Source organism: Martinezella sp. CNPSo 3795, assembly GCF_057784475.1.
In genome coordinates, this window is record NZ_JBXSOQ010000005.1 from 13994 (window position 1) to 40034 (window position 26041).

The 26041-nt window shown below is 60.3% G+C and carries 26 protein-coding genes; 4 read left to right on the plus strand and 22 right to left on the minus strand.

From position 1 onward, the window contains the following. Positions 1-105: 105 nt before the first annotated feature. From AC13QY_RS15700 to AC13QY_RS15730, 7 genes are all read right to left on the minus strand, one after another. Positions 106-729 (minus strand): lytic transglycosylase domain-containing protein, encoded by a 624-nt coding sequence (locus tag AC13QY_RS15700; protein WP_488487199.1) that lies wholly within the window; start codon positions 727-729, stop codon positions 106-108. Next, positions 641-2284, minus strand: a complete 1644-nt coding sequence (gene fliK / locus AC13QY_RS15705; RefSeq protein ID WP_113355685.1) for a flagellar hook-length control protein FliK — start codon at positions 2282-2284, stop codon at positions 641-643. The genes AC13QY_RS15700 and fliK overlap by 89 nt, the downstream gene beginning before the upstream one ends. A gap of 1 nt (position 2285) precedes the next feature. Next, positions 2286-3590 carry a chemotaxis protein MotC gene (gene motC / locus AC13QY_RS15710; RefSeq protein WP_113355686.1) on the minus strand — a complete coding sequence of 435 codons (1305 nt, stop codon included), beginning with the start codon at positions 3588-3590 and terminating at the stop codon, positions 2286-2288. A gap of 3 nt (positions 3591-3593) precedes the next feature. Further along, positions 3594-5024, minus strand: coding sequence for a MotB family protein (locus AC13QY_RS15715; protein WP_113355687.1), 1431 nt, complete (start codon positions 5022-5024; stop codon positions 3594-3596). After that, entirely contained in the window at positions 5021-5653 is a 633-nt protein-coding gene (locus tag AC13QY_RS15720) for a hypothetical protein (RefSeq protein ID WP_113355688.1), read from the minus strand. Before AC13QY_RS15720 ends, AC13QY_RS15715 begins: the two co-directional genes overlap by 4 nt. 243 nt (positions 5654-5896) lie before the next feature. Continuing rightward, positions 5897-6877, minus strand: a complete 981-nt coding sequence (locus AC13QY_RS15725) for a flagellin N-terminal helical domain-containing protein (RefSeq protein ID WP_113355689.1) — start codon at positions 6875-6877, stop codon at positions 5897-5899. A 255-nt stretch (positions 6878-7132) separates the two neighbouring features. Further along, positions 7133-8053 (minus strand): flagellin N-terminal helical domain-containing protein, encoded by a 921-nt coding sequence (locus AC13QY_RS15730; protein ID WP_113330056.1) that lies wholly within the window; start codon positions 8051-8053, stop codon positions 7133-7135. Between the two features lie 451 nt (positions 8054-8504). On the opposite strand from AC13QY_RS15730, the gene AC13QY_RS15735 reads away from it, so the two are divergent. Together AC13QY_RS15735 and AC13QY_RS15740 are read left to right on the plus strand one after the other, a co-directional pair. Then, complete coding sequence (locus AC13QY_RS15735; protein ID WP_113355690.1) at positions 8505-9992, plus strand: pyridoxal phosphate-dependent decarboxylase family protein; 1488 nt, start codon at positions 8505-8507, stop codon at positions 9990-9992. Further along, entirely contained in the window at positions 9986-11236 is a 1251-nt protein-coding gene (locus AC13QY_RS15740) for a tetratricopeptide repeat protein (protein ID WP_113355691.1), read from the plus strand. Before AC13QY_RS15735 ends, AC13QY_RS15740 begins: the two co-directional genes overlap by 7 nt. A 207-nt stretch (positions 11237-11443) precedes the next feature. Here AC13QY_RS15740 and AC13QY_RS15745 read toward each other — a convergent pair whose 3' ends face one another. After that, positions 11444-12358, minus strand: coding sequence for a flagellin N-terminal helical domain-containing protein (locus AC13QY_RS15745; protein WP_113406422.1), 915 nt, complete (start codon positions 12356-12358; stop codon positions 11444-11446). A gap of 255 nt (positions 12359-12613) precedes the next feature. Then, positions 12614-13528, minus strand: coding sequence for a flagellin N-terminal helical domain-containing protein (locus AC13QY_RS15750; protein ID WP_113406423.1), 915 nt, complete (start codon positions 13526-13528; stop codon positions 12614-12616). 332 nt (positions 13529-13860) lie between these two features. On the opposite strand from AC13QY_RS15750, the gene AC13QY_RS15755 reads away from it, so the two are divergent. Continuing rightward, a complete protein-coding gene (locus AC13QY_RS15755; RefSeq protein WP_113390064.1) occupies positions 13861-15804 on the plus strand; it encodes an O-linked N-acetylglucosamine transferase family protein in 1944 nt (647 codons plus the stop codon). A 53-nt stretch (positions 15805-15857) separates the two neighbouring features. Here AC13QY_RS15755 and fliP read toward each other — a convergent pair whose 3' ends face one another. From fliP to flgF, 13 genes are all read right to left on the minus strand, one after another. Continuing rightward, the gene (fliP, locus tag AC13QY_RS15760) at positions 15858-16616 is read right to left on the minus strand and encodes a flagellar type III secretion system pore protein FliP (protein ID WP_162748776.1); all 759 of its coding nucleotides are present in this window, start codon (positions 16614-16616) and stop codon (positions 15858-15860) included. Then, complete coding sequence (locus tag AC13QY_RS15765) at positions 16613-17107, minus strand: flagellar basal body-associated FliL family protein (RefSeq protein ID WP_113351209.1); 495 nt, start codon at positions 17105-17107, stop codon at positions 16613-16615. The genes fliP and AC13QY_RS15765 overlap by 4 nt, the downstream gene beginning before the upstream one ends. A gap of 24 nt (positions 17108-17131) precedes the next feature. Continuing rightward, positions 17132-17845, minus strand: a complete 714-nt coding sequence (flgH, locus tag AC13QY_RS15770) for a flagellar basal body L-ring protein FlgH (protein WP_092709116.1) — start codon at positions 17843-17845, stop codon at positions 17132-17134. After that, the gene (locus AC13QY_RS15775) at positions 17842-18372 is read right to left on the minus strand and encodes a MotE family protein (protein ID WP_069611315.1); all 531 of its coding nucleotides are present in this window, start codon (positions 18370-18372) and stop codon (positions 17842-17844) included. The genes flgH and AC13QY_RS15775 overlap by 4 nt, the downstream gene beginning before the upstream one ends. Continuing rightward, positions 18369-19487 carry a flagellar basal body P-ring protein FlgI gene (locus tag AC13QY_RS15780; protein WP_069611314.1) on the minus strand — a complete coding sequence of 373 codons (1119 nt, stop codon included), beginning with the start codon at positions 19485-19487 and terminating at the stop codon, positions 18369-18371. The genes AC13QY_RS15775 and AC13QY_RS15780 overlap by 4 nt, the downstream gene beginning before the upstream one ends. After that, positions 19484-19969: a flagellar basal body P-ring formation chaperone FlgA gene (gene flgA, locus AC13QY_RS15785; RefSeq protein WP_371865506.1), complete on the minus strand. Its 486-nt coding sequence runs from the start codon at positions 19967-19969 to the stop codon at positions 19484-19486. The genes AC13QY_RS15780 and flgA overlap by 4 nt, the downstream gene beginning before the upstream one ends. Positions 19970-20003: 34 nt before the next feature. Then, positions 20004-20792 (minus strand): flagellar basal-body rod protein FlgG, encoded by a 789-nt coding sequence (gene flgG / locus AC13QY_RS15790; protein ID WP_092709105.1) that lies wholly within the window; start codon positions 20790-20792, stop codon positions 20004-20006. Positions 20793-20889: 97 nt separating this feature from the next. Beyond that, the gene (gene fliE, locus AC13QY_RS15795) at positions 20890-21240 is read right to left on the minus strand and encodes a flagellar hook-basal body complex protein FliE (RefSeq protein WP_113332081.1); all 351 of its coding nucleotides are present in this window, start codon (positions 21238-21240) and stop codon (positions 20890-20892) included. Next, positions 21237-21653, minus strand: a complete 417-nt coding sequence (gene flgC, locus AC13QY_RS15800; RefSeq protein ID WP_069611310.1) for a flagellar basal body rod protein FlgC — start codon at positions 21651-21653, stop codon at positions 21237-21239. Before flgC ends, fliE begins: the two co-directional genes overlap by 4 nt. Before the next feature lie 16 nt (positions 21654-21669). Then, entirely contained in the window at positions 21670-22062 is a 393-nt protein-coding gene (gene flgB / locus AC13QY_RS15805) for a flagellar basal body rod protein FlgB (protein WP_069611309.1), read from the minus strand. Between the two features lie 119 nt (positions 22063-22181). Continuing rightward, positions 22182-22727, minus strand: coding sequence for a flagellar protein (locus tag AC13QY_RS15810; RefSeq protein WP_113351210.1), 546 nt, complete (start codon positions 22725-22727; stop codon positions 22182-22184). A gap of 85 nt (positions 22728-22812) precedes the next feature. After that, entirely contained in the window at positions 22813-24198 is a 1386-nt protein-coding gene (gene fliI / locus AC13QY_RS15815; protein WP_488493651.1) for a flagellar protein export ATPase FliI, read from the minus strand. 12 nt (positions 24199-24210) lie between these two features. Then, positions 24211-24945, minus strand: a complete 735-nt coding sequence (flgF, locus tag AC13QY_RS15820; RefSeq protein ID WP_113332078.1) for a flagellar basal-body rod protein FlgF — start codon at positions 24943-24945, stop codon at positions 24211-24213. 223 nt (positions 24946-25168) lie between these two features. Here flgF and motA point away from each other — a divergent pair, with 223 nt between their 5' ends. Continuing rightward, complete coding sequence (gene motA, locus AC13QY_RS15825) at positions 25169-26041, plus strand: flagellar motor stator protein MotA (protein WP_069611305.1); 873 nt, start codon at positions 25169-25171, stop codon at positions 26039-26041.

The window sequence follows — 26041 nt, forward strand, 5'->3', positions numbered from 1 at the left end:
GCGGACGTATTATTAACATGCGCATTTTAGGCAAATCGACGGCAGTCAACCGCTTCGATTGGGTTAGCACCGGCTAACCGGAGAGCATATGCAACCTGTAATTGCTTATTCCCGGCAGAACGTCGCCGCATTGGGCGTCCATTTTCCGTAGCCTGTGGCGACCAGATTGGCGATCACGCGGCAGACATAGACCTTCTGGGCTGGATCATTGTTCGGGCCGGCATGGTATCTGGCTACCGCCATCGTCCAGGTCTCATGCCTGTCATGCAGATTGCGGAGAAACTTTGCGGCATACTCGACATTGCTACGCGGGTCGAACATGGCGTTGACGGATGTAAAGTTTTCGCCATGGAAATACTGATTGATCTGCATGCAGCCGACATCGATAAGCTTTGCCCCGTTCTGCCGTGCGGCGGCGAATATCTGCAGGGCGGCGTCCTCCGATGGCGGAAAGATCGGCCGCCCCTCAACATTGAGAGCGTAGGGATAGAGCGATCCTTTGCGACCCGTTTCCGTCAGACCCACTGAATAAAGAATCCCTTCCGGTATTCCGTATTTCGCGGCGGCAGACTGGATTTCGCGTTCGCAAAGACCGGCTGCACCATTGTCAGGCGGTGCCGGATAGCCCGAGGCATGCGCCTCAGAGGTAAACCGCCCCAGAGCGAGAACGCTGCACGCCACCAGCAGCGCCGTCCTCAACACCGCGCTCACCCGAACTGCGATTGCCATCGTTTCCATTTGCCTGCTGCCCTGAATAGTTCTGGCCTCTGGGGCGTGCGTCGCCCCCCTGTCCCTGGTTCAAAAGGGACTGCTGCTGTGGCTGGTTCGATCCGGAATTGCGCCCGCTATCCGACTGCTGGTCGGCATTGGACGCCATGGAGACGGTGATATTGTCGACCTGATAGCCTTGTGCGCGCAATGCATCGACCATGCGGCTTTGATCGGCGTGAAGCTGCCTGTAGGCTTCGCTCGTCTGAACCTTCAGATCGACGCTCAGCTGGTCTCCGGAGAGCCGCATGGTTGCCGTCACGTCGCCGAGATTGTCGGGGCGCAGCTGGATCTTCAGCGTATTGACGACCTTGCCGGTGCTGGTCAGGTTCGCGGCGTTGGAGAGCGCCGAGCCTGGCTGCATCGCCGCCGACCATTCGTGGTCGCCCGCCAGGGTTCCAGCAACGAGTGCCGAGTTGGAATTGGCGGCAAGCCCGAGATAGCGGCGCGAATCCAGCACGGTGACCGCCACCGCATCGCCGCCTGTAGCAGCACCGACTTTGAAATCGGCAACGTCATCGCCGCTCTTGCTGATCGACAGGTCGAGCGCGCTGCCACGGCCATCCGCCCGCGTCAGGCGGAATGTTTGCGCAACATCCGCTCCCTTGCCGTCGTCTGGCAGCGTCAAGGCCGTGTCCGAGGCATCATCCGCGAGGGCAGCTTTGCCTGATGGCAATGTCTGGACCTTGGCATCGTCTGTTGTCTTGCCCGCCAGCGTCGTGCTGACCTGGGTTGTGCTGGCCTGGGTCGTGCTAACCTGCGTCACCGCGATGGGCTGCGCAACGTTCAGCAGCGACAATGCATCGGAAATCGTATTGGCCGGCTGGCTGCCTTGCGTCGATGCAGGCTTACCGTCATCCGTGGACTGGACATCCTTTCCATCCTTCACCGCGGGCATCTTACCGTCGCCCTTGATCGGCGCCGTCTGACCGTCAGTCGTCGCGACATCGGCCAGTTGCTGCGCGATCTCGGCCAGCTGATCGAGCGCCGTCGGAGGCACCTGCACCTTGCCGGCGTCAATCGTCGGCGTGGTGGGATCGGCGGCTGCGGCCGGCTGATCGCCATCGATAGGGGCAGCCTCGCCTTCGGCAGCCGCGGAGGCTGCCTTCTGCAACTCGATCAGCGATTTCGAGAGCGAGGCGACACCGGCGGGCTGCGAAGCTTTCGTGCCCTTGGCAAGGCCGGCGGGATTGGCGAGATTGGCTCCGGAAGTATCGATCATTCCAACTCCGGCATTGGCGCTGTCATCGACGGTAAGGGTTATCGCGGCGAGATTGCTCGCTGCCGTCTTCACCGCGCCAGTGTCGTCATCCGCATTGTCACCAGTTATCGTGTTCGCGTCCGTCGCCACATCGGTTCCGGTATTCGAACCGGCAGATTTGCGTCCATTGCCGAGCGAACTGGTCAGAGCATCGATAAAACCCTTGCCGTCATCCTGCTTTGTCGAGCGAGTGCCTTTGGCAACAGCAAGAATATCCGCCCCCGATGAGGCGCCAGACACACCGATGTCGTTCATATCAATGACTTTCCTGCTTCAACAGGCCGTCGATGGCATCCAGCTTCGAGCGGCTCGTCGTGACGAATGCGTTGAACGAAGAGTCGGCCTCCTGCCGCCCTCCTTTCGGGGCGGGAGCCGCGTTTGGCGGGGCTCCCTGCTCAACACCCGCCGTGCCGGGAGATTGGCCTCCCGATTGATTCGTCACAGCAGCATCGTGTTCAGTCTTCTGTTGGTTGGGCAGGTTAGGAACATTGCCTTGCCCGAGGCTTGCAGCGTCGGGCGTGCGCAGTATCTCTGCCGCCACAGCCTTTGCGGCGTCGCGCAGAGCCCGGTCGCGCGCATTCAGTTCGCCCGCCGGCATCTGGTTCACATCGTTGATCGCCGACTTCCATTCGGGCGTGGATATGCCCGCCACGCCGCCATAGAAGTTCGCCAGCGCGCCAAAGGCATCGCCGCCGTCATTGGAGATCGCCTGGGCACGGTTGGCTGCGAGCGCGGCAAGATCGGCCTTTCCGGCGATCGCGGCACGGCGTGCCATGCGCAGATAGATCTCCCGCTGTCTCGGCGGGTCCATGAAGGACAGGATGTCGATGATGTCCTGTTGCTTGACATCGGAATCGTGATCCACCACCAGCTGCACAAAAAGATCCGCAAACTGGCTGGCGTAGGGCGAATGCAGGAAGCGCCGCGTATAACGCTGCGCATAATCAAGCCCTTGCGGCACCATGCCCGCATCGGCGCAGAGAGCCAGCGAGCGGCGTAGCGCCGATTCCTCGACGATCGTGCCGGGCGCCATCAGCCGCGCCCAGTCGTAAAGCGGCAAGGCGGCCTTGGCGTTCTTGCCCGACATGACGTTGCCGGCAACCAACGAGAGGTAGGGGCCGATCGGCTTGTCGCGATATTCCTTGGAAATATCGACAAGCGTGTTGACGACCAGCAGACCCTTGCCGTTCAGGTATTTCCGCAGAACATCCGCAACGCGATTGTCGAAATTGCCATTGACGTCACGCGACATCAGATATTCGAGCGTTTCGGGATTGCCGCCGCTCATGGCGTAGATCAGTGCCGCGTCGACGTTACGGTTGTCCTCGAATACGGATTTGTCCGCATTGCGCAAGCGCTCGTCTATGGTGGCGAGCAGAAAGCGCTGCATCTCTCCGGCGGAACTATCGCCGGCAACAACGGAATCCTGGACGAATTCGAGCGAGCGCAGCATCTTGTAGAGCGGCAGGTTGTCCTGCCCCTCAGCGCTTGCAGCCCCCGGCATCAACATGCCGAGGGTAAGCGTGAGCGCAAGGTGATGACGATGCTGTTTGCGCGCCATGGACTATCCCTGCTTGCCTTGGCTCGACTTGCTCTTGCCCGAAGCGGGCTTCGCGGGAGCCTGCGTTCCCGAAGCCGCGGGATCCGTCGCTGCCTGGTTCGAGGGGTTAGCGATCAGGATCTCGATACGGCGGTTGGCATCGTTAAAGGGATCGTTGGGCAGTTTCAGACGCCTGTCCGCAAAACCGGACACTTGAACGATCCGCTTCTCGTCCAGCCCGCCGCTCGTCAGCATGTAATAGGCGCTCTGGGCACGATCGAGCGACAGGCGCCAGTTGTCATTGCGACCGCCGACCATATAGGGGCGTCCGTCGGTATGGCCGCGGATCAAGATCGATCCCTTGTGTTCCGAGAGGATCTTTCCGATCTTTTCCATCGCCAGCACCATCTCGCGCCGGGGAACTGCCGAACCGATATTGAACATCGGATCGTTTGTCTGATCGGAGATCGTTACGAGCACGCCGCCTTCCGCGGCGCTGACCTGCAACCCTTCGGCCAGCTGACCGGCAACACCCTTGATCTCGGCTTGGATGGTCTGCTGCAGATCCTTGGCCTCCTGCTGCTGCGCTTTTGTCGGCTGAACATCCTTGTTCTCCGCCAAAGCGGCATTGTCCTCGGGCGCGGATGCATCGCCCTGCATAGTGGCCTTGGCAACCTGCTGAGCCTGCGTCGGCTTTTCCGGCGCCTTGCCGGCCGCTTGCTGCTCGCTCACCGTCGGCTGTTGTTCAGGCATTTGCGGTTGATCGGCCGGCTGACCCATATCCGCAGCTGTCGCCCTCGACAGAGCGATGACCTCACCCTTGGGCGATTGATCCGACTTGGCGGACTGTTCCTCGTTCGCCTTCTTCGAAGCGCTGGAAACCTGCACCTGCTTGGTCCAGAAATCCGGATCGAACGGATCGCGATAGGCCTGGCCGCCATCGGCACCGGTCGCTGGACCCGACTGAGCCGCGCCACCCTCGCCCTTGGCGCTGACATTGGCCTGCTGCCCGACTTCCTGTGCGATCTCGGCCAGGACCGAATAGGGATTCTCGAAGAAATCCGCTTCGGAATAGTTCGTCTGGTCGCCCGATGTCGAGGTCAGGTCCTCGCCGGTCTTAGCCGATTTGCCGTCATTCGGCTTTTCCTGCGGCTTGTCGGACTTCTGCTGATTCTTTTCGCCCTGAGCCTGATCGACGGGCTTCTTGAGGCCCTTTTCCGTCGGTTTCTCGTCGGCAAGCTTGATGGGATTGAAATAGGAGGCGACCGAGGCCTTCGTCTCTTCATTGGCAGCGTTCACCAGCCACATGACCAGGAAGAAGGCCATCATGGCCGTCATGAAGTCGGCATAGGCGATTTTCCACGCGCCGCCATGGCCGCCTTCGTGATCACCGCCGCCGTGGCGCTTGACGATGATGATCTCGTGCTTGCCGTGATTTTGATCGCCGTCGCTCATTTCAGGATCTCTTTCAGGCTAGCGGCCCAGGCGGACATACGGGTCACGAGAACGCTCTCGCCGATCGCAACGGTGAGATCCACATCGTCGGCCTCGACATGGCGCAATAACGCTCCGTCATCGCCGAGATGATCGTGAAGGACCTCGAAAAGATGACGCGGACCGCTGACAGAGATCGGCCCTGCGCTGCCGTCGAGGATCGCGGCCCTGACCAGTTCGGCAAGATCGGCGACGGCCTTGGCAGTCAGCGTCTCGGTCATGATCGGCGCAAGAATGGCGGCGGCTTCGGTGCTAATCGCCTGCCCGAGCATCGTGGCGATGCGCGTCATATCCGCAGCGATCTTGTCCGCCGCCTGCTCTTCGTAGCGTATCCGCAGCGCATCCATTTCGGCGCGAAACGACTGGGCCATGGCATCGATCTCGGCCTGATGCCTTTGCGTCAGTTCCCGCGTCGCCGCCTCATGCCCTTCCGCATAGGCGACACGGCGCTCGGCCTCGACATCAACGGGCGGCTCGAGCGGGCTTTCGGCAAACTCGACCGGTTCCGCAAACGCCATATCCTCGACATGGGCCGGCGGGGCCTGTTCGGCGCTGAAATCCTTGAGATATCGGGACAGTGTCAAGCTCACGCGCGCATCTCCCCATTCGCGCCGCAGAGACGCTGCAAGTCGATGCCGACAGCCGGCCGATCCATTCCCATTCTCAAAACGTCGATCATCACGCTTCCGGTTTCCGTCCTCAGGCAGCACCTTCCGGGACCAATGTCACCGGCACATTGTGCAGCCAAGCCACTGCGAAGGACCGTAGGCAGCCAAACTTGTGCGAGGATGAATGCGATGCGGTATTGCCGATCGGACGGCGGCACCCGGCAATCATTTCGACTGGAGAATAATCAGCACCTTGCTCGCCATGCTATTGGCGATCGACAATGCCTGCACACCCATCTGCTGCGCCGTCTGCAGGGCGCTCTGCCGCGCAGAGGCCTCTTCCATATTCGTATCGACGAGATCGCCGACGCTGCTCTTGATGGCATCGCTGAGCTTGGAAATATAATCCGACTGATCGTCGATGTTCGACTTCATCAGGCCCAATGTCGAATCCGCCGATGTTGCCGACTTCAGGAGCGAGTTGGTAACATTGATCATATCGGTCAGTTCGTCATCGGTCGTGCTGCTCGATAGGGCGATCTCGGTTCCGCCCGTCGGCGTCGTGCCGCCGGTGGCGGAGAGGAGGTAATAATTGCGAGGCGTGCTGCTGCCGCTGCTCGAAGCATCGAAGGTGCTTGCATCAACATTCTTCGTCAACAAACCCCGCTCGGGTTTGACAGTATCGACCATCAAGGTCTGGGAACTGTTATAGCTGATCGTCGTGAAGCTGATCTGGCCGCCCGTTCCACGCGTGAAGTTGCTGATCACCGACTGCTGGGTGGAGGGTTGCTGCTCCGTATTATAGAGCCAGTTCTCGCCGGAAAAGGATGCCGACTGGGTGACGGATTGCAGCTGGTTCTTGAGCTGCTGGATGTCGGAGTTGATAGCGTTCTTGTCGGTGCCTGGTTCCTTTGCCGAGACCAGCTTGGACTGAATCTGGGTCAGAAGGCTGACGACCGTATCCATGGCGGTGGATGCGGTATCGACTTTGGACGCACCGAGGCCCAGCGCGTCCGTAATCGTGGAAAGGCTGCTCTGGTCCGAGCGCATGGTGGTCGCCATAGACCAATAGGTGGGATCGTCGCTCGCCGTCTGGATGCGGTAACCGGACGAGACCTGCTGCTGCACGACATCGAGATCTTTGTTGATACCGCGCAACACTGTCAGCGCCGCCGACGTGGTGGGATTCGTCGTCACATTGCTCATCTGAAAATCCGTAGTTCCATTGGGACTGGCAAGCCGGACCGATCCGGCAGCAACGATTGGCCTCATGCCCACCAGCGGGAGATATCCCAGCGCGGCCCGTCGCTAAAGCGCGATCCGGCAATCGCTTGGAAGGAGAACGGAGCCGGATCTGCGCAGAGACTGCAAATCAATTAGCGGCAACGTTAACAAAAGCTTATACGCGGCGACAAGAGGGAAAAGCCGCCGCGCCATTTCAACGCAAGCTCCAGTCAAGGCTCACTTGAAGAGAGCAAGAACATTCTGCGCGCTCGTGTTGGCAATCTGCAGCGACTGGATGGCCAGCTGCTGCTGGGTCTGCAGCGCCGAGAGCCTGCTCGATTCTTCTTCCATATCCGCGTCGACGAGCTTGCCGACGCCGGAATCGATGGTATCGCGCAGGGTGGAGACGAAGCTCGTCTGCAGATCGATGCGGGTCGAGAGAGAGCCGAGCTGCGACGCCGTGCTGTTCATGGCGTTGAGCGCGCCCTGCACCAGGTTCATCGCCAAACCGATATCGCCGCTCGTCATGTTGGTGATATCGAGGCTGAAGACGGAATAGTCGTTGCCGTTGATGGTCTGCTTGCTGCCGAGGATGCCCGAGCTCGTATCGATCGTCCCGCTGCTGTTCGCGCCGAACAGGACGTTGCCCTGCGAGCTGGTATCGAAGGCGTAGCTGGTGCTGTTGACGGAAACCGTACCGTCATTGTTGCGCACGAAGGAGGAGACGACGGAGGCCGAGGCGCCATTGACCGCATACATCCAGTTCTGCCCGGAGAAGGATGCGGATTGCGCAATGCTCTCCAGCTGCTGTTGCAGCTGCGTGACCTCTTCCTGGACGTCGGCCTTCGACACGCTGTTTTCCGTTGCCGCGACGAGCTTGTCCTTGATCTGCTGAACGACCGTGATGGCGTTGTCCATCGCCGTATAGGCAGTGTCGACCTTTGCCGCGCCCAGGCCCAATGCGTCCGAGACGGCTGAAAGCGCGCTATTGTCGGACCGCATGGTCGTTGCGATCGACCAATAGGCGGCATTGTCGGCTGCCTTGGCTACCTTGTAGCCCGAGGAAACGCGGCTCTGCGTATCCTGCAGGTTCGTGTTGATGGAGCGCAGGGTCTGGAGGGCGGACATCGCCGCGTCGTTGGTGAGAATGCTGGTCATCGAAAAGTGCCCCTTATGGCTGAATTTGGAAGGGACATTCCGGTCTGCGGCCGGGAACGGCAATCAGCCTCATGCTTGTTAACCGCCTCTTAGGGGAGGTTAACCAACCGTTGCGCTAGCTGCAACTGACAGGAATAGGGTTAATAAAAGATTAATGCCGACCATAAAAGTTAATGGAATCATCCTTTCCGTTATATGGCCGTCAGGTATCGTGGCATCGCCTGCGCTACCTTTCATTGAACCCGAGGGAGGCCTATCCGCGCAGCGCGTGTCGACATGCTGCTTTCCAGCCGGATATCATCGTTTGACGCGCAGCAAGTACCGCAAGTCAGCCTCGCGCCACCTTCGGCATCGTAGATAGCCGCTATCAGTCCAATGTCGGACGAAGACGGCCGTCTTCTGCAGCGTCCCGGCGATGATGCCGGCACCAGCGGCCATATGTGAGGTTGAGATGTTCAGTTTGCAGGACGCCGGATGGGCGGCGGTTGATCGCCAAGAGCGAACAAGCCTCGACCCCGACGACTGGCAGGATCTGCGCAGGCAGGGTCACCAGATGCTCGACGACATGTTCGATCATCTCTACACGCTCGGAACAAAGCCGGTCTGGCAACACGCCCCCTCCTCCGCCCGCGCCCTGTTCGATGCGCCGCTGCCGGTCGAAGCCAGCGACCTGGCCGAAGTCCACGCCATTTTTCGGGAAAATATCCTCCCCTATGGCAGCGGCAATATTCACCCGGGTTTCATGGGCTGGGTCCAGGGCGGCGGCACGGTTACCGGCATGCTGGCCGAAATGCTCGCCGGCGGGTTGAATGCCAATCTCGGCGGACGCGACCATATGCCGATCGAAGTCGAGCGCCAGATCATCCGCTGGGCGCGCGAGATCTTCTCCTTTCCGGAGACGGCAGGCGGTATTTTCCTCACCGGCGCATCGCAGGCCAATTTCGTCGCGGTGCAGATCGCCAGATGCCGGAAGCTCGGCCGCGATGTGCGCGCAACCGGTCTGTCCGACGAATCCCGGCTCGTCGCCTATGCATCGAACGAGGTTCATGGCTGTGTTCCCCGCGCGTTCGAAATGTCCGGTATCGGCAGCGCTCAGCTCCGGCGCATTGCCGTCAATGACCTTGGCCAGATCGATATCGGCGCGCTGGAAGAGGCGATCCTTCGCGACAAACGGGAAGGTCTTGTGCCGTTCCTCGTCATCGGCAGTGCGGGAACGGTCAATACCGGTGCCGTCGATGACCTCGTCGGTTTGCGGCATATCGCCGACAGTTACGATCTTCACTTTCACGTCGACGGCGCGCTGGGCGCCCTCGGCGTGTTGAGCCCCGACCTTGCGCATCTGTTCGCAGGGATCGACAGTTGCGATTCGCTCGCTTTCGATTTCCACAAATGGGGCCAGGTGCCATACGATGCCGGCTTCCTGCTCGTGCGCGACAGTGAATGGCAGCGGCAGACCTTTGCCTCGGACGCCGCCTATCTCAGCCGCGCAGCCACCGGGCTTGCAGGCGGAGACTGGTGGCCCTGCGACTACGGTCCGGATCTGTCGCGCGGCTTCAGGGCGCTGAAGACCTGGTTCACGCTGAAAACCTACGGCGTCAAAGCTCTCGGAGACGCCATAAGCGCCAACTGCCGGCTGGCTCATAGGCTGGCCGAGCGCATCGAACAGGAACCTCGGCTGACATTGCTCGCACCGGTCGCGCTCAATATCGTCTGCTTCGCCTATGTCGGCGAGGATGGAACTGTACCTGCATCCGTCAACTCCCAGATCGTCGAGCGGCTGCACGCCGAAGGCCGCGTCGCTCCATCCCTGACCCATCTGAACGGACAACCGGCAATCCGCGCCGCGATCGTGAACCATCGCACGCGACAGGCGGATATCGACGAGCTCGTTCATAGCGTTTTGACAATCGGCTCCCGACAGGATCTCCCCCAATGCTGATGACCAAAGCCCCAGGCATCGAACCGGCTTCCACCAATATGCCGGACGCCTCCCGAATTCTCGGCATGCAGAGAATCGTCTCACTCGTCTATGCCGGCCGCGACGTGACGCCGCTATGGAACGAGCTCATGCAGCGTGTGACGGCCGATTCGACCGATGCGGCCGCACTCATGGACCTAGCGATCATCCTGCAGACGCTCGGCCGCACCGAAGAGGCACGCCAGATCCTGAAGAACGCTGTGCAGCTGCGGCGTGACTTCCGCGTCGTCCACGGCAACGGAACCGGGCCGCGCCTTTTGGCCTTCGTCACCGAAGGCGATTTCATGGCCAATACGCCGCTGGATTTTCTGCTGGCGGGCAGCGATTGCGTACTATGGCTGCGCTATGTCGACCTGCAAACCTCTGCACTCATCGGTCTGCCGGAGCATGACGTCGCCTTTATGGCAATCGGAGAGTCAACTGAAAACGCGCCCCTGCTCGCCCATATGCGAGGACTCCTTGCGAAGTTCGACGGTCTGGTGATGAACCGCAATCCGGAACTGATCGCGGGGCTTACGCGCGACGGGGTGAGCGGAATGCTGGCAAACGAACCGTCGATCCTCTCCCCCACCACCCATCGCGTATCGCGCGACGATCTCGCAGCCGTCGCCGTCGGCGCCAAGCAGCTGAAGGACTGCGCCCCAGGACTGGCCTTCCCGCTGGTCGTGCGCCCGCTCAGCACACATGCCGGTAATGGAATGGAGCGCGTCTCCGATCCGGCTGAACTGGCAGCCTTTCTCGCAGCACAGCCGGCATCCGAGCTTTACGTGGCACCCTTCATCGATTTCCGCGGGGCCGACGGCTATTACAACAAGCAGCGCGTCGTATTCATCGACGGCAAGGCCTTCGCCAGCCACATGGCGCTCTCGGACCACTGGATCGTGCACTATCTGAGTGCCGGGATGGGTCAGAGTGCCGCAAAACGAGCTGTCGAACAGGCATGGATGGAAGATTTCGACTGCGATTTCGCCGTCCGCCACGAAGAGAGTTTTGCAGCACTCTGCCGTCATATCAAACTCGACTATTTCGGCATCGACTGCGCGGAGCTTCCTGACGGTCGTCTGTTGGTATTCGAGCTCGATGTGGCAATGGTGGTCCACAATATGGATGACCCTGTCGTCTATCCCTACAAGCAGGTTGCCATGCGCAAGCTGTTCGATGGCTTCGTCGATGCCATCAGGCGAAGAGCGAATAGCGCGCTTTAGAGCAATTCCAGGAAAAGTGCGCAGCGGTTTTCCGTCCGGAATTGCGAGACAACAAAGAGATAGAGCGGCTCAGAGATTCTGTGAAAAACTGAACCGCTCCAGGCTCGCAGCCGGATTGCGGCGTCGCGCAAAACGAAAACCGCGCCTTCCGGAGAAGGCGCGGCAAGATCGTTTTCCTGTTTGGCCAACGTGTGCTGGCGCTTCCTATTAACGGAAGAGCGACAGGATCTGCTGGGTCGAGGAGTTGGCGATCGACAGGGACTGAACAGCCAGCTGCTGCTGCGTCTGCAGAGCGGACAGCTTGCTCGATTCTTCTTCCATGTCGGCGTCAACCAGCTTGCCAACGCCCGACTGGATCGAGTCGGAGAGCGAGGAAGCGAAGCTCGTCTGCAGGTCGATACGGCTGGAGATGGAGCCGAGCTTCGAACCCAGGCTGGTGAGCGAGTTCAGAGCAGTCTGAACCATGTTGAGCGCGCTGGAGATCTGGCCGCCCGTCATGTTGGTGATGTCGAGGCTGAAGACCGAAGCGCCGACGGTGCTGTCCTGCGTGCCGAGGATGCCCGAAGCCGTGTCGATCGTGCCGGCTGCATTGGCGCCGAACAGAACGTTGCCGGTTGCGCCGGTGTTGAAGGCGTAGGAGGTCGAGCTGACCGAAACGGTGCCGTTGGTGCCGCGGATGAACGAGGAAACAACCGAAGCCGAGTCGTTGTTTGCGGCCATGACCCAGTTTTCGCCGTTAAACGAAGCCGACTGGGCAACGCTCTGAAGCTGCTGCTGCAGCTGCGTGATTTCTTCCTGAACAGACTTCTTGTCGACCGACGGTTCCATGGCGGTTGCAAGCTTGTCCTTGATCTGGCCGACGACGTCGATCGCGCTGGTGACGGCCGTCGATGCGGTGTCAACCTTGGCAGCGCCGAGGCCGAGAGCGTCGGAAACGGCGCCGATGGCGCTGTTGTCGGACTTCATGCTCGTGGCGATCGACCAGTAGGCAGCGTTGTCGGAAGCCTTGGAGATGCGCAAGCCGGAAGAAACGGCGTTCTGCGTGTCCTGCAGGTTCGAGCCGATGGTACGCAGCGTCTGGAGAGCAGCCATTGCGGCGTTGTTGGTAAGAATGCTCGTCATGATATTTGCCCCTTTGGCAGTGGTTGAATAAGGGACATTCCGGACCTAAAACCGGTAACGGCATTCAGCATCATGCCTATTAACCAAATTCGTTAAGGTTAACTCGCCGCTTCGATGGTCCTAAGAAACAGCAATATAGTTAAGAAAAGCTGAACCGCGTTTGGCCAAAAAATATAAAAAAAACCGCGCCTTAGATAGGCGCGGTTAACTTGTTGTTTAGGATTTTCGACCAACGCGCCGCGTTGGCGCTTCCTATTAACGGAAGAGCGACAGGATCGACTGGGTCGAGGAGTTGGCGATCGACAGGGACTGGATAGCCAGCTGCTGCTGCGTCTGCAGAGCAGACAGCTTGCTCGATTCCTGTTCCATGTCGGCGTCAACCAGCTTGCCAACGCCCGACTGGATCGAGTCGGACAGCGACGAAGCGAAGCTCGTCTGCAGGTCGATACGGCTGGAGATGGAGCCGAGCTTCGAACCCAGGCTGGTCATGGAGTTCAGAGCAGTCTGAACCATGTTGAGCGCGCTGGAGATCTGGCCGGAAGTCATGCTGCTGATGTCGAGGCTGAAGACCGAAGCGCCGACGGTGGTGTCCTTCGTGCCGAGGATGCCCGAAGCCGTGTCGATCGTGCCGGCTGCATTGGCGCCGAACAGAACGTTGCCGGTTGCGCCGGTGTTGAAGGCGTAGGAGGTCGTGCTGACCGAAACGGTGCCGTTGGTGCCGCGGATGAACGAGGAAACAACCGAAGCCGAGCCGTTGTTTGCAGCCATGACCCAGTTTTCGCCGTTGAACGAAGCCGACTGGGCAACGCTCTGAAGCTGCTGCTGCAGCTGGCCGATTTCTTCCTGAACGGACTTCTTGTCGACCGAGCCTTCCATGGCGGTTGCAAGCTTGTCCTTGATCTGGCCGACGATGTCGATCGCGCTGGTGACGGCCGTCGATGCGGTGTCAACCTTGGCAGCGCCGAGGCCGAGAGCGTCGGAAACGGCGCCGATGGCGCTGTTGTCGGACTTCATGCTCGTGGCGATCGACCAGTAGGCAGCGTTGTCGGAAGCCTTGGAGATGCGCAGGCCAGAAGAAACGGCGTTCTGCGTGTCCTGCAGGTTGCTGCTGATGTTCTGCAGCGTCTGGAGGGCGGCCATTGCGGAATTGTTGGTGATAATGCTGGTCATAGGAGTGTCCCCTGGAAACTGGATACAAAAGGAGGACATACCGGACTGGAAATACCGGCGATGACGGAGCAGCTTCATGCCCCTCGATCCATTTTCCTAGAGGACCAAACCCGTCATGTCGCGAGAAAGTTCGCATCCATTGCTTGCCAATTTCTTAAATCCGGGACCAGTGGACACCGCCTCTCTGGAACGTGGCTAAGAATCCGTAAAGGCAATTTCGACCGGTGCTTCGGTTTCAGGCAAGCTCCGTGAGGGATCATGAAGCGAATCCATGATGCCGGCCCTCGCCCTTCGGCGGGAGCCAGTCAACATATCGCTCGGAGTTCTCGCTCGTGAATACAAAAAATGCCTTTGTGACAGCGTCCGGCTTCTACCAGAAGGGCCAATATACACGCGCACTCGAAACGCTGAACGAGCTGCTGAACATCGACAGATCGCCCAAGACCTATGCGCTGCTGGCAAAGACGCTGCTGAAACTCGGCTTCCGATCGGATGCGGCAAGCGCCTACGAGCTAGCCGGCCGGCAAAAGCCACAGCGCGACGACTATCTTCGGGAAGCTCTGCTGCTGCACGGCGACTGCGGCAACGACGATCAGGCTCTCGCGATCGGAAGTCTGATCCTGCCCCTGGCATTCAAGGATCCGGACCTTGCCTTCGTCCTCAGCCGCATCTTTCTCGCCCGTCAGCAAAAGGATTTGCTGACGGGCTTCAAGACGGTGCTCGTCGAAGGACCGGAACTCAAGCATCGCCAGATGGCCGCAAGGCTGCTGACCGACGATCTCTATGACGAAAGCAACCGGCACATCGTCACAACCCTGTTCAAGAAGCATCCCGACCATGTCATTTTCCGCGCGCTCTACCTGATCTTCGCGCGCGAGGTGTCCGATCTGGCCGCCGTCGAAAAACATATGGCCCCGGTCCTGGCATCGCTTGCACAGGGCAAGCTCGAGCATGTCATTCCGGACAATCCCTTCTTCCATCTCCATTGGTGCGGCGACGAGGCGCTTAACAAGCTCGCGGTCCACGACACCGATCCATTGCCGGCGGGCCATGCGGAAGCCCGCCGCAAGCTGCCGCATACATGGGGCGGCAAGATCCGCATCGGCTATCTCTCCTCCGATTTCTGGCCGGGACACGCGACGATGAAGCTAATGCAGCGCGTCCTCGAGTTGCACGACAAGGATCGGTTCGAAATCACCCTTTTCGACCACTCGGAGACGGCTCACCAGAAAGAGGAGGCTTTCGACTATTCGGCAATGGGGACCACGGTCGACATTCGCGGCCTTTCCAACCAGGCTGCAGCAGAAGCGATCCGCGCCCGCGGAATCGACATTCTCGTCGATCTCAAGGGGCATACAAAGGGAAGCCGCGCTTTCATCCTCAACTACATGCCCGCTCCGATCCATGTCGCCTGGCTGGGCTTTCCCGGCACAACCGTCAACATCGACCTCGACTACATCATCGGCGACCATTACGTCCTGCCGGATCAGTCGAAGGCGCATTTCTACGAAAAATATTGTCGCCTGCCCGAATGCTATCAGCCGAACGATCCGCTCAACCGCCCGAAGCCGCGGCCGACAACGCGTGCGGAGCACGGGCTGCCCGAGGACGCTTTCGTCTACGCTTCCTTCAACGGTAACCGCAAGATCACGCCGCAGATGGTCGACGTATGGTGCAATATTCTCAAGCGCAGCAAGAACAGCGTGCTCTGGCTGCTGTGCAACGGCCCTCGGGCGGAGGCCAATATCTGGTCGCGCCTGGAAGCCCGCGGCGTCAACCGCAAGCGGGTCATCTTTACCAGCCGCATTCGCTACGAGGACCATATCGACCGCCAGCAGCTTGCCGATCTCGGCCTCGATACCTTCCCCGTCAACGGCCATACGACGACCTCGGAACAGCTCTGGGGCGGCCTGCCGGTTCTCACCATTAAGGGTACCAATTTCGCTTCGCGCGTCAGCGAAAGCCTGCTGAATGCCATCGGCCTGCCGGAATTGGTGGCCGACGACGTCCAGGCCTATGAAGACATGGCCGTGCAGCTCGCCGGCCAGCCGGAGCGGATTGCCCAGTTCAAGGAAACGCTGGCGGCCAATCGCTACATCAAGCCGCTCTTCGATGCCGAACGCTTCACGCATCATCTGGAGACGGCCTTCGAGATGATGGCGGCGCGGGCCAAGCAGGGGCTTGCACCCGATCACATGGACGTACCGGCACTGCCGGCGCGCGCGGAACCCTTCATGGAAGACGACCGGAATTCAGCGGCAATCGCGGCCGAATAAGTTTCAGCGATCATCAGGGCAAGAGCTCCGGTGATCGCCTTCCGCTCATAACATCAGTGGAAAGAGCGGACCAGGCTGCCGACCAGAAGGTTCCAGCCGTCGATCAGCACGAAAAAGAGAATCTTGAACGGCAGAGAGATCGAGGTTGGCGGCAGCATCATCATGCCCATCGCCATCACGATGGTCGAAACGATCAGGTCGATGACCAGAAACGGCAGGACCACAAGGAAACCGATTTCGAAGCCTCGGCGAATTTCCGAGATCATGAAGGCCGGGATAAGCACGCGATAATCGATCTTGTTGTCGACCACCGTCGTCTGACCGCGTTCCTGTGCGAGGTCGACGAAAAGCTTCAGGTCCTTGTCGCGTGTATTGTTGGACATGAAGGTGCGGAAGGGCTCGGCGATGCGCTGCACTGCGTCCGCTTCCGAAATCTGATTGGCCAGCAGCGGCTGCACGCCATCCTTCCAGGCCTGATCGAAGGTCGGCGACATGACGTAGAAAGTCATGAAAAGGGCGAGGCTCAGCAGGATCATGTTCGACGGCGTCGTCGCAAGGCCCATGCCGGTGCGCAGGATCGAAAACGCGATGATGAAGCGCGGAAAGCTCGTCACCATGATCAGGATACCCGGCGCGATCGACAGGATCGTCAGAAGCCCGAAGGTACGGATGATCCAGGCGGCAACCGAGCCGTTGACCGGCGCGTTCAGAAGATCGGTCGGAAGCTGCTGCGACAATTGCTGCGCCGCCGCCAGCTCAGGCGACAAGACAGCAATCACGAATATAAATAGAGCAAGTGCTGGTCGACTCATTCGATCACGAAAGTTCTGAAGATAACTTTCGATACTCGTCCTTCCGAGCGCAGGTCAACACGCTCCTGAATGTCATCCCTAAGATATTGCAGGCCCCGTGCACCTTCGATCTGCTGCAAGGAAACCGTGCGGATATAAGCCAGGATATCCTGATGGATCGCCTGAGCGAGCTGTGCGTCCGATGGCCCCTTGAAAACCAGCGCAAGCTCCAGCCTGATCCAGCTCTGCGAGGGATAAGCGAGATTGGTGGTGATCGGATCGAGCGCAACGATTCCGTTTGCCTGGGCGGCGGCCGCAGCCTGCTTGCTGTCGCCGCCGGCCTTTGCAATCGCCTGCACGGCCGCAGTGGCTTCCTTGATCCGCGGCGCCACCATGGTTCCAAGGACCCAGCCGCCGCCGCCGCCGAGCACGGTCAGCACCAGTAGCCCGACGATCATCATGATCATCGGCGATCCCTTGCCCTTTGCCGGTTCGTCTGCGGCTGCTGCCATATTCCCTATCCGTCCACTGTCAAATCAGAGCGGCGAGAGCAGGTCGACGGCCTGCTGCCCCCTAGGCGGCTGCTGTATTTCCGTCAGGCGGCCACGGCCGCCGTAGGAGATGCGCGCCTCGGCGATCTTGTCGTAGGAAATGGTATTCTCGGAGGTGACGTCTTGCGGCCGGACGATGCCGGCGACGTTGAGAATGCGGATTTCCTGGTTCATGCGCACTTCCTGCGAACCGCTGATCATCAGGTTGCCGTTTTCGAGAATACCCGTCACGACAGCTGCGACCAGAAGGTTGATCTGCTCGGAACGCTGCATCTTGCCTTTGCTGTCGGTGCTGGTGTCAGAGCCCGAAGTCGCGTCAGCATTGGTGCTTGGCTGCCAGCCAAAGATCTTGGCGGTGATGTTCCAGTTCATATCGCTCTTGTTCGTGCGATTGCGATTGGTCTCGTTATCCCAATTCGCCTTGTCATTGATCTGGATCGTAACAGTCAGGATGTCGCCGACATTGAGTGCACGCGCATCCTTGAACAGGGCGGCCTGCGAATCATTCCAGAGCGAATAGCCCTGCGCGACTTGATGGGGCCGCTTCGGATACTGCGACATCTGCGGCGTCTGCGCATATTGCAGGCCGCTGCCGATCGGACTCATGGCAGGCGCCCTGCCGATTTCCTTGAGGGCCTGCGACTGGCAACCGGCGAGGAAGACGACGATTGCGCAGGCGGCCGTAAGACGCGTGTTCATGAGGGGTCCTTCGACTTCGATGTATTCGGGTCGGATGCGCTGGCGATGATATTGGTGATCATGGCCGCCTTCTTCGCATCCATTTCCGCCAGGATCAGGCTCGACTGGCGCGCGGAAAGCTTCATGATGATGGCTGCGGCAGTTACGGTCCTGACATCGTTGAGGCTTGCCGCTGCGGCATCCGGCTTCATGTTCTTGTAGATATCGACCAGGCCGAGATCGGCCGTCTTGAGGAAGTCGTCGCGCTTTTTCAGCCAATCCTCATATTCGGCCTTGCGCTTGTCCATGGTGGCAATGCGCTGATCGACATCCGCCTGCAGCTTTTCCAATTCCTGCTTTTGCAGCAGATAGCGCTGGTCTCGGGCCGGATCGGCGATATTGGTGCAGAACTGGCGGATCTCGTCCTGGCTCGAAGCTGGATCGGCGACCGGCTTCGGCGCCTCTTGCGCCGCGGCCGTCGTCAGCGACAACAGCGCGGCGAGGCTGCCGGTGATCAGCATTTTTCTGGCAATGGCGGTCGAGATCATTGCAATACGAGCTCCGCTTGCAGGGCGCCGGCCGACTTGATGCCTTGCAGGATGGCGATGATGCCGTCCGGCTTGACGCCGATATTGTTGAGGCCGGAGACCAGCGTCTTCAGATCAGGCCCTTCCAGCACGGCCACGCGGCCGCCGCTCTTGGTGGCAGTGATATCGGTCTGATCCTGGATCGCCGTCTGGCCGTCCGAGAAGGGTTCCGGCTGGATCACCTGCGGGTTCTCGCTCACCTGCACGGTCAGCGTTCCGTAGCTGACGGCGACCGGCGAGACGCGGACATCGGCACCAATGACGATCGTTCCGGTGCGCTCGTTGATGACGACCTTGGCCGGCGTATCGGTCTGAACGTTGAGATTTTCGATGTCGGCCATCAGCCGCGTCAGATCCGCCATCTTCGGCTTGGCGATCGTCACCTCCTGTGAATCCTTGGCTTCTGCGATCGGCGCACCGAAACGCGAGGTCGCCCAGGTATTGACTGTATCGGCGATGCGAATCGAGGTGGAGAAGTCCGGATTGCGCAGTTGCAGGACCAGGTTAACGGAATCCTTGAAGCGCGACGGCAGTTCGCGCTCGATGATGGCGCCGCCGGGCACGCGGCCAGCCGTCGTGACACCTTCGGTCACCGTGGCGGCGGCGCCCTGCGCCTGGAAACCGGATACGATGACCGAGCCCTGCGCCACGGCATAGATCTGCCCGTCGGCGCCGCTCAGAGAAGTCATGATCAGCGTGCCGCCGCGCAGCGACGTCGCATCGCCGAGCGAGCTGACCGTCACGTCGATGCGACTGCCCGGGCTTGCAAAGGGCGGCAGGTTCGCCGTCACCATGACGGCGGCGGTGTTCTTGGCGGCAGACTGGCCACCCTGCGTCGAGATGCCGAGGTTCTGCAGCATCGCGCGCATAGACTGTTCGGTGAATGGCGAGGAACGCAGACCGTCGCCGGTCCCCTGGAGACCGACGATCAGGCCGTAGCCGATCAGCTGGTTGTCGCGGCCGGATTGCAGCGAGGCAATATCCTTGATGCGCGATTGCATCGCGAGAGCCGGATCGGCCGCGATCAGGCTCGGCAATGCGAACAGGATTGCGAGTAGTTGACGAAGCCGTTTCATTTCGCGACCACGCGGATCGTACCGTTTTGCAGGACCGTGCCGTTGACGATGATGCCGGAGTCCATGTTGCGGGCGCGGACGTTATCGCCGACGGCGCCATCATCCAGCGGCGTGCCGGCCGCCGTGATCGTCATGGTACCCATGCTCATCACCAGACGGACATTGGAGCCGCGCGTTACCGCATAGGGCTGGCGCAGCGCGGAGATGGAAATCGTGCGGCCGGGAAGAAGCGTGCGCTTCGACACCAGACCGGTGACCTCGCGGAGCCGCTTGGCATAGTCGCCGCTCAGGTTTGGATTGGTGACCTCGACCTCCTCGAGCTGGCCGCTGCTGATGATATCGCCCGGATAGATCGTCTCGGTCGGCACCACGGCAGTTCCGAGGCTGGAGCCGTCGGCACTCATTGCGCCGGCCGGCGCAGCCGACGCGAATACGACGGAGAGGCTCGCTGCGGCGAACCATGCCATTGCCAAGCTTTTCATCCGGCGAAACCTCATGTTCGGCCCGTCCCTCTTGCTACTTCAGGTTCTTGCTGACGATCTGCGCCATTTCGTCGGCCGTCGTAATGACCTTCGAATTCATCTCGTAGGCGCGTTGCGCAGTGATCAGATCGGTGATTTCCTTGACCGGATCGACATTCGACGATTCCAGATAGTTTTGCTTCAGATAGGCAAAGCCGTTCTGGTTCGGATCGGAGACGACGGGATCGCCGGAGGCAGGCGTCTGCGTGAAGAGGTTGCTGCCCATCGGCTGCAGGCCGGCTTCATTGACGAAATTGGCGATCTGCAGCTGGCCGAGTACAGTCGGCGTGGTCGCCGTGCCGATGATCGCCGACACCTGGCCGGATTGGCTGATGGTGAGGCTGCTGGCATTGTTCGGGATCGTGATGCCAGGCTCCAATACGTTGCCATCGGGGGTGACGATCTGGCCGGTGTCGCTCTTGTTGAAGGAGCCGGCGCGGGTATATGCGGTCGTGCCGTCGGGCATCTGGATCTGGAACCAGCCGCGACCGACGAGGGCTACGTCGAGCTCGTTCTGGGTCTGCGACAGCTCGCCCTGCACCTGGATGTTGCGCACGGCTACGGTCTGAACGCCGAGGCCGATGTTAGCGCCTTCCGGCACGACTGCCTGGTTCGGCCTGTTGGCGATGCCCTTGGCGCGCTCGGTCTGGTAGAGAAGGTCGGAAAACTCGGCGCGCGAGCGCTTGTAACCCGTCGTATTGATGTTCGCGATGTTGTTCGCGATCACTTCGAGATTGGTCTGCTGGGCGTCCATGCCCGTCGCGGCAATTGCGAGCGCTCTCATGCTTTCGTCCTTCGAGCCAGGGCGGAACCTTCGAAACCGCGAAGCGGCCTGCGAACAACTCACGCCAAATCAATTAATTAGAGCGGGAAACCCCGCGCTAGATCTGCATCTTCGTAATATCGAGGAACGCCGAGACCACCTTGTCGCGCAGTGCGATCGCGGTCTGCAGGGTCTGATCGGCCTGCATGACCTTGTCGACGACTTCGCGGGTACTCATCGTGCCCTTGATGCCGGCGAAGGAGGCGTTTTCGGCGTCCTTCAGCGAGTTGATGGAATCCTTCGCGACATTCGACATGACCGACGCGAAGCTCATTCCGGCATCCGCGCCCGCAGCGACGGCCGGCGAGGCATTCAGGGCGCTGGAAGCGGCGGAGGTCAGATCCGTGGCGATGCTGCCGAGGCCGCGGGTCGCCGAAAGAGAGGCTACATTCTTAACCGAGTCGATCATTGGTTCTTCAGCAAATCAATAGTGGAGGAAATGAGATCACGGGCCTGTCTGACCGTCTGCAGATTGGCCTCGTAGGAACGGTTGGCCTCCCGCATATCGGCCATCTCGACGAGAATGTTGACGTTGGGCATCTTGACGTAGCCCTTTTGGTCGGCGGCCGGATTACTGGGATCGTATTCTTCGACGAATTTGCCCGTGTCCTCGCCGAGCTTCTTGACGCCGACCGTGGTGACGCCGTTGGCGCGATCCATCTCGGCGCCGAAGGTCACGGTCTTGCGCCGATAGGGATCGGCACCCGGCGTATCGCCCGTCGAACGGGCGTTGGCGATATTTTCGGAGACAATGCGCAGACGAGTCGATTGAGCCTCCAGGCCGGAGCCCGCAATCTTCAATGCGGCTGATAAAGGGTCCATGACATCTTCACTTCATCTATTGTTTTACGGTCATCAACATCATGCGATGAAAGGAGCCGACGAGAGCGGTGTTCAAGCTGTACTGGCGCTTGATTTCACCGGCCTTGGCGAGCTCGTCTTCCAGGCCGACGGTGTTACCCGACTCCTGGACACCAATTTCCTGATTGAGCGGCGCTTCCTCCACGTTGACGTTGCCGCTCGTGCTGAATTCACTGCCCGAAAGATGCGCGGGATTGGTCCGGACCATACCGACGTTCTGGTTGTCCAGAACGGCCTGGAATGGCGTGACATCCTTGGCGTGAAACTTCGGCGTATTGGCATTGGCGATATTGCCGGCAACAACCTGCTGACGTACCTGGAGCCACTCGGCTTGCCGCGAGGCCAGGTCAAAGAGCTGAATGGGTTGCATGGGCTTCTCTCCGTTCTTACACTGTGAATCTAGCGGGATAATCTTGCGTGGGACTTGCGAGAAATGCGTTCCTGTAAAGTCTTCGAAGTGCCTGAAATCCAGGCGATTCCGGGTTTTCCTCAATTGTTGCCGTAGACATCGCCCGTCGAGGTGACGATGACCCATTTTCCCTCTCGCTGTTCGATCGAGGCCAACCGGCTGTTGTCGGGCAAAAGCGATCCGACGCGCACGACATACATGCCGGTGTCGTCCTCGATCAGCGCGCGGCCATTGGCGACATGCAGCAGCTGGAAGGCGGACTTGCCAGGGAACGGCTGCTGATCGGCCGGCGGCCCCTTGTCGTCCTCACGGCCGGCATTGCTGACCGTCGCCGTCGTCAGCGGATCGGGAATCAAATCTTTCGGCTCGGAGGGATTCTTGTTCACCATGGCGAGCGGCGACACGCTGACGATGGTGCGGCCAGGCCAGTTCGGAAGATCGCGGGTGCGATCGCCTTCGGCCACCTGAATGCCGAATTTGTCCGGGTTCAGAAAGACGTACCAGGGGAAGAAGGCAGAGGCACCGGCAAGCGCCAGTCCAGTAAAGGCCAGAGCCTTGTCCGTAACGGTTCGCCTTCTCGCCGATTTCGGCGGGGCGACCGGTTCGTCAGCGTCGGATTCTTTCACTTCTGGTCCCTTTTTAGGCATGACATTCGGCGATATCCGGCAGACTGCGGACAAGGAGAAATCGAGGTAGTGCTGTGCCCAACCATCACTTGGCTCTGGCGGGGACACCGCTCGAAGCGTTTCTGAGAGCCGTCGCAAGATCGGTGAAGGCATCCGCCGACGGTTCTTCGCCCGGGGTCTGCTTCAGGATGTCGTAGATGATCGGCACCTGACGCACGGCGATGTCGAGATCGGCGTCGCTGCCCTGGCGATAGCCGCCGATCAGGCGCAGATCGCGCGTCTCCTCGTAGCGGTGCACCAGCGCCTTCAGGCGGGACACCAGTTTTTCCTGATCGGAAGTCCAGGCCTTGCGGGCAAGACGCGATACGGATGCCAATGGATCGATCGGCGGGTAACGCCCTTCTTCGGCAAGGCTGCGCTGCAGGACGATGTGACCGTCGAGAATGCCGCGGGTGGAATCGGCGATCGGATCGTTGTGGTTGTCGCCATCGACGAGGATGGAGATGATCGCGGTGATGGTGCCGGTGCCTTCCGGTCCGGGGCCTGCCCGCTCGAGAAGGCGCGGCAATTCGGTGAAGACGGACGCTGGATATCCGCGTGCGATCGGCGGCTCGCCGGAGGCAGTGGCCACTTCGCGGATGGCATGGGCGAAACGGGTGACGCTGTCGACGATCAGGAGAACGTTGTCGCCCTTGTCGCGGAAATGTTCGGCGATTGTGATGGCCGAAAGCGGCGCCATCTTGCGCAGCATCGGGCTCTCGTCGCTGGTCGCAACGACGGCGACCGACTTCTGCATGTGGGAACCGAGCGTATCCTCGATGAACTCACGCACTTCGCGGCCGCGTTCGCCGACGAGCGCAATCACCACCTTGTCGAAGGCTTCGGCCCTCGCCAGCATCGACAGCAGCGTCGACTTGCCGACGCCGGAGCCGGCAAAGATGCCGAGGCGTTGTCCCAGGCAGAGCGGCGAGAAGATATCGATGGCACGCACGCCGGTCTTGAAACCGGTTTCGACGCGCTTGCGCGTCATCGACGGCGGAGCCGTATTGGAGATTGGGCGTGCTTCCAGACCCGCTGTCAGCGGCCCCAGCCCATCGATCGGCTCGCCGAGCGAGTTGATCGTGCGGCCGCACCAGCTGTCATCGGGTGCGATACGGAAGGCGCCCTTGCGGATGATGGTATCCTGGATGCCGATCGGCTCGCCGGGTTCGATCGGACAGACATAGGTGAGATCCGGTTCGACGCGGACGACCTCGCCGAGGTGGATGCCCGTCTGCGACCGATGCGCAACGAAATCGCCGAGACGCACCTGCCTGGAAAGGCCGGCAACCGTATAGTGTCCGGCAGCGATGGTGCGCACATGACCACCATGGGCCACGGCATTCTCCGCCATCGCATATTGGCCCGCCAGAAGGGCCATATGCGAAAGCTTCGGCGATGTTGCGCCCTCCGGCAACCGATCCTCGACCATGACAAGCCCTCTTTACTGGCTGCCGCCGAGGGTCTTGATGGCATCGGTGAGCGTGCCTTCACTGCTGCTGGTGAGCGTGCTGATATTGTCGAAGGCGCGGCTGACCTCGATCAGATTGGTCATTTCCCGCATGCCGTTGACGTTGGAATTTTCGAGATAGCCCTGGGCGATGCCGATGTTCGAGCGGTCGATGACCGCCTGTGGCGCATCGGTCGGCAGGATGCCGCTGTTTTCATAGCGCAGGAAGCCCTTGCTGACATCGGCACTATAGAGACCGATCTGGCCCATGCTGCGGCCGTTCTGCATGATGGTCCCGTTCGACGCGACGCTCGGCGGACCGCCGGCGGGGTCGAGCTGGATCGGCGCACCGCCGGGATCGAGGACCGGGAAGCCGCGCGTCGAAACCAGCGCGCCGCTTTCAGTCATGGTGAAGCGGCCGTCGCGTGTCAGCACCAGGCCGGCCGGCGTGTTCATGCCGAAATAGGCATCGCCCTTGACAGCGAAATCAAAGAGATTGCCGGTGTTCTGAAGTTCGCCATTGTCAGTGGAGAGATAGTCGTTGCCTTGCGAGACGAAGGCGACCTTGGCGTTGAGCTTGTTTTGCGTGTTGCTGAGGACCTGATCGAACTTGACCTCGGTACCGCGGAAGCCCGTCGTATTCACGTTGGCCAGATTGTCGGCGATCGTCGTCAGACGCCGCTCGAGCGCCATCTGGGACGACAGCGCGACATAAATACCAGACTGCATTTTCAACGCCCTCCGGACATTGGAGAATAACGGGAAAGGAAACGCCGCCGGCGCTCCTACATTTCGTTAGCGGGGCATGGATGCCCTTACCCGTCATCCTGCAGGGCTTGGCTTGTGCGAAGCTGACAAGGCAAAAAGGATGTTCGGAGACCCATCGAACAGCCTCACGCAAGGCAGGTCCCCTAGTTCATCGTATGAAGCAACGTTCAGGTGTGGACCGACGATGAATATTATTATCGGATTTGTAGTGACCTGCGGCTGCATCATAGGCAGCTTTATGGCTATGGGCGGAGACGTAGGCGCGCTGTTCCAGCCCTTCGAATTTGTCATTATCGCAGGCGCCGGTCTCGGCGGCTTCATTATGGCCAATCCGATGAAGGTGGTGAAGGATTCGGGCAAGGCGCTCGGAGAGGCCTTCCGCCATGCGGTTCCCAAGGAGCGCGACTATCTCGACACGCTCGGCGTGCTCTATGCCCTGATGCGCGATCTGCGCACCAAGTCGCGCAATGAGATCGAAGCCCATATCGACAATCCCGACGAATCGACGATCTTCAAGGCCGCTCCGACGGTTCTGAAGAACAAGGATCTGACCGCCTTCATCTGCGACTATGTCCGCCTCATCATCATCGGCAACGCCCGCTCGCACGAGATCGAGGCGCTGATGGACGAAGAGCTCGACACGATGCAGCACGACAAGATGAAGCCCTATCATTCGATCACGATCATGGGCGATTCCTTCCCGGCGATCGGTATCGTCGCCGCCGTTCTCGGCGTCATCAAGGCGATGAGCCACATCAACGAATCACCGGAAGTGCTCGGCCACCTCATCGGCTCGGCGCTGGTCGGCACCTTCCTCGGCATCATCCTGTCCTATTCCGTCTGCGCACCGCTGGTTTCCCAGATCAAGGTCGTGCGCAACAAGCAGCATCGCCTCTACGTCATCGTGAAGCAGACGCTGCTTGCCTACATGAACGGATCGGTGCCGCAGGTCGCACTCGAATACGGCCGCAAGACCATCTCCTCCTATGAGCGCCCCTCGATCGACGCCGTCGAGCAGGAAATGATGAACCCCGGCGGTGAAAGCAAGGCAGCCTGA

Coding starts and splice junctions, on each gene's coding strand:
- flgH (WP_092709116.1), bottom strand. CDS start 17,845: ATGAACACGCGTCTTACGGCCGCCTGCGCAATCGTCGTCTTCCTCGCC.
- flgA (WP_371865506.1), bottom strand. CDS start 19,969: ATGAAAAGCTTGGCAATGGCATGGTTCGCCGCAGCGAGCCTCTCCGTC.
- AC13QY_RS15740 (WP_113355691.1), top strand. CDS start 9,986: ATGCTGATGACCAAAGCCCCAGGCATCGAACCGGCTTCCACCAATATG.
- flgF (WP_113332078.1), bottom strand. CDS start 24,945: ATGCAGTCTGGTATTTATGTCGCGCTGTCGTCCCAGATGGCGCTCGAG.
- AC13QY_RS15780 (WP_069611314.1), bottom strand. CDS start 19,487: ATGAAACGGCTTCGTCAACTACTCGCAATCCTGTTCGCATTGCCGAGC.
- fliE (WP_113332081.1), bottom strand. CDS start 21,240: ATGATCGACTCGGTTAAGAATGTAGCCTCTCTTTCGGCGACCCGCGGC.
- motA (WP_069611305.1), top strand. CDS start 25,169: ATGAATATTATTATCGGATTTGTAGTGACCTGCGGCTGCATCATAGGC.
- AC13QY_RS15765 (WP_113351209.1), bottom strand. CDS start 17,107: ATGGCAGCAGCCGCAGACGAACCGGCAAAGGGCAAGGGATCGCCGATG.
- fliK (WP_113355685.1), bottom strand. CDS start 2,284: ATGAACGACATCGGTGTGTCTGGCGCCTCATCGGGGGCGGATATTCTT.
- AC13QY_RS15700 (WP_488487199.1), bottom strand. CDS start 729: ATGGCAATCGCAGTTCGGGTGAGCGCGGTGTTGAGGACGGCGCTGCTG.
- flgG (WP_092709105.1), bottom strand. CDS start 20,792: ATGAGAGCGCTCGCAATTGCCGCGACGGGCATGGACGCCCAGCAGACC.
- fliP (WP_162748776.1), bottom strand. CDS start 16,616: ATGAGTCGACCAGCACTTGCTCTATTTATATTCGTGATTGCTGTCTTG.
- AC13QY_RS15725 (WP_113355689.1), bottom strand. CDS start 6,877: ATGAGCAATGTGACGACGAATCCCACCACGTCGGCGGCGCTGACAGTG.
- flgB (WP_069611309.1), bottom strand. CDS start 22,062: ATGCAACCCATTCAGCTCTTTGACCTGGCCTCGCGGCAAGCCGAGTGG.
- AC13QY_RS15735 (WP_113355690.1), top strand. CDS start 8,505: ATGTTCAGTTTGCAGGACGCCGGATGGGCGGCGGTTGATCGCCAAGAG.
- AC13QY_RS15730 (WP_113330056.1), bottom strand. CDS start 8,053: ATGACCAGCATTCTCACCAACGACGCGGCGATGTCCGCCCTCCAGACC.
- AC13QY_RS15775 (WP_069611315.1), bottom strand. CDS start 18,372: ATGATCTCGACCGCCATTGCCAGAAAAATGCTGATCACCGGCAGCCTC.
- AC13QY_RS15750 (WP_113406423.1), bottom strand. CDS start 13,528: ATGACCAGCATTATCACCAACAATTCCGCAATGGCCGCCCTCCAGACG.
- flgC (WP_069611310.1), bottom strand. CDS start 21,653: ATGGACCCTTTATCAGCCGCATTGAAGATTGCGGGCTCCGGCCTGGAG.
- motC (WP_113355686.1), bottom strand. CDS start 3,590: ATGGCGCGCAAACAGCATCGTCATCACCTTGCGCTCACGCTTACCCTC.
- AC13QY_RS15745 (WP_113406422.1), bottom strand. CDS start 12,358: ATGACGAGCATTCTTACCAACAACGCCGCAATGGCTGCTCTCCAGACG.
- fliI (WP_488493651.1), bottom strand. CDS start 24,198: ATGGTCGAGGATCGGTTGCCGGAGGGCGCAACATCGCCGAAGCTTTCG.
- AC13QY_RS15715 (WP_113355687.1), bottom strand. CDS start 5,024: ATGAGCGACGGCGATCAAAATCACGGCAAGCACGAGATCATCATCGTC.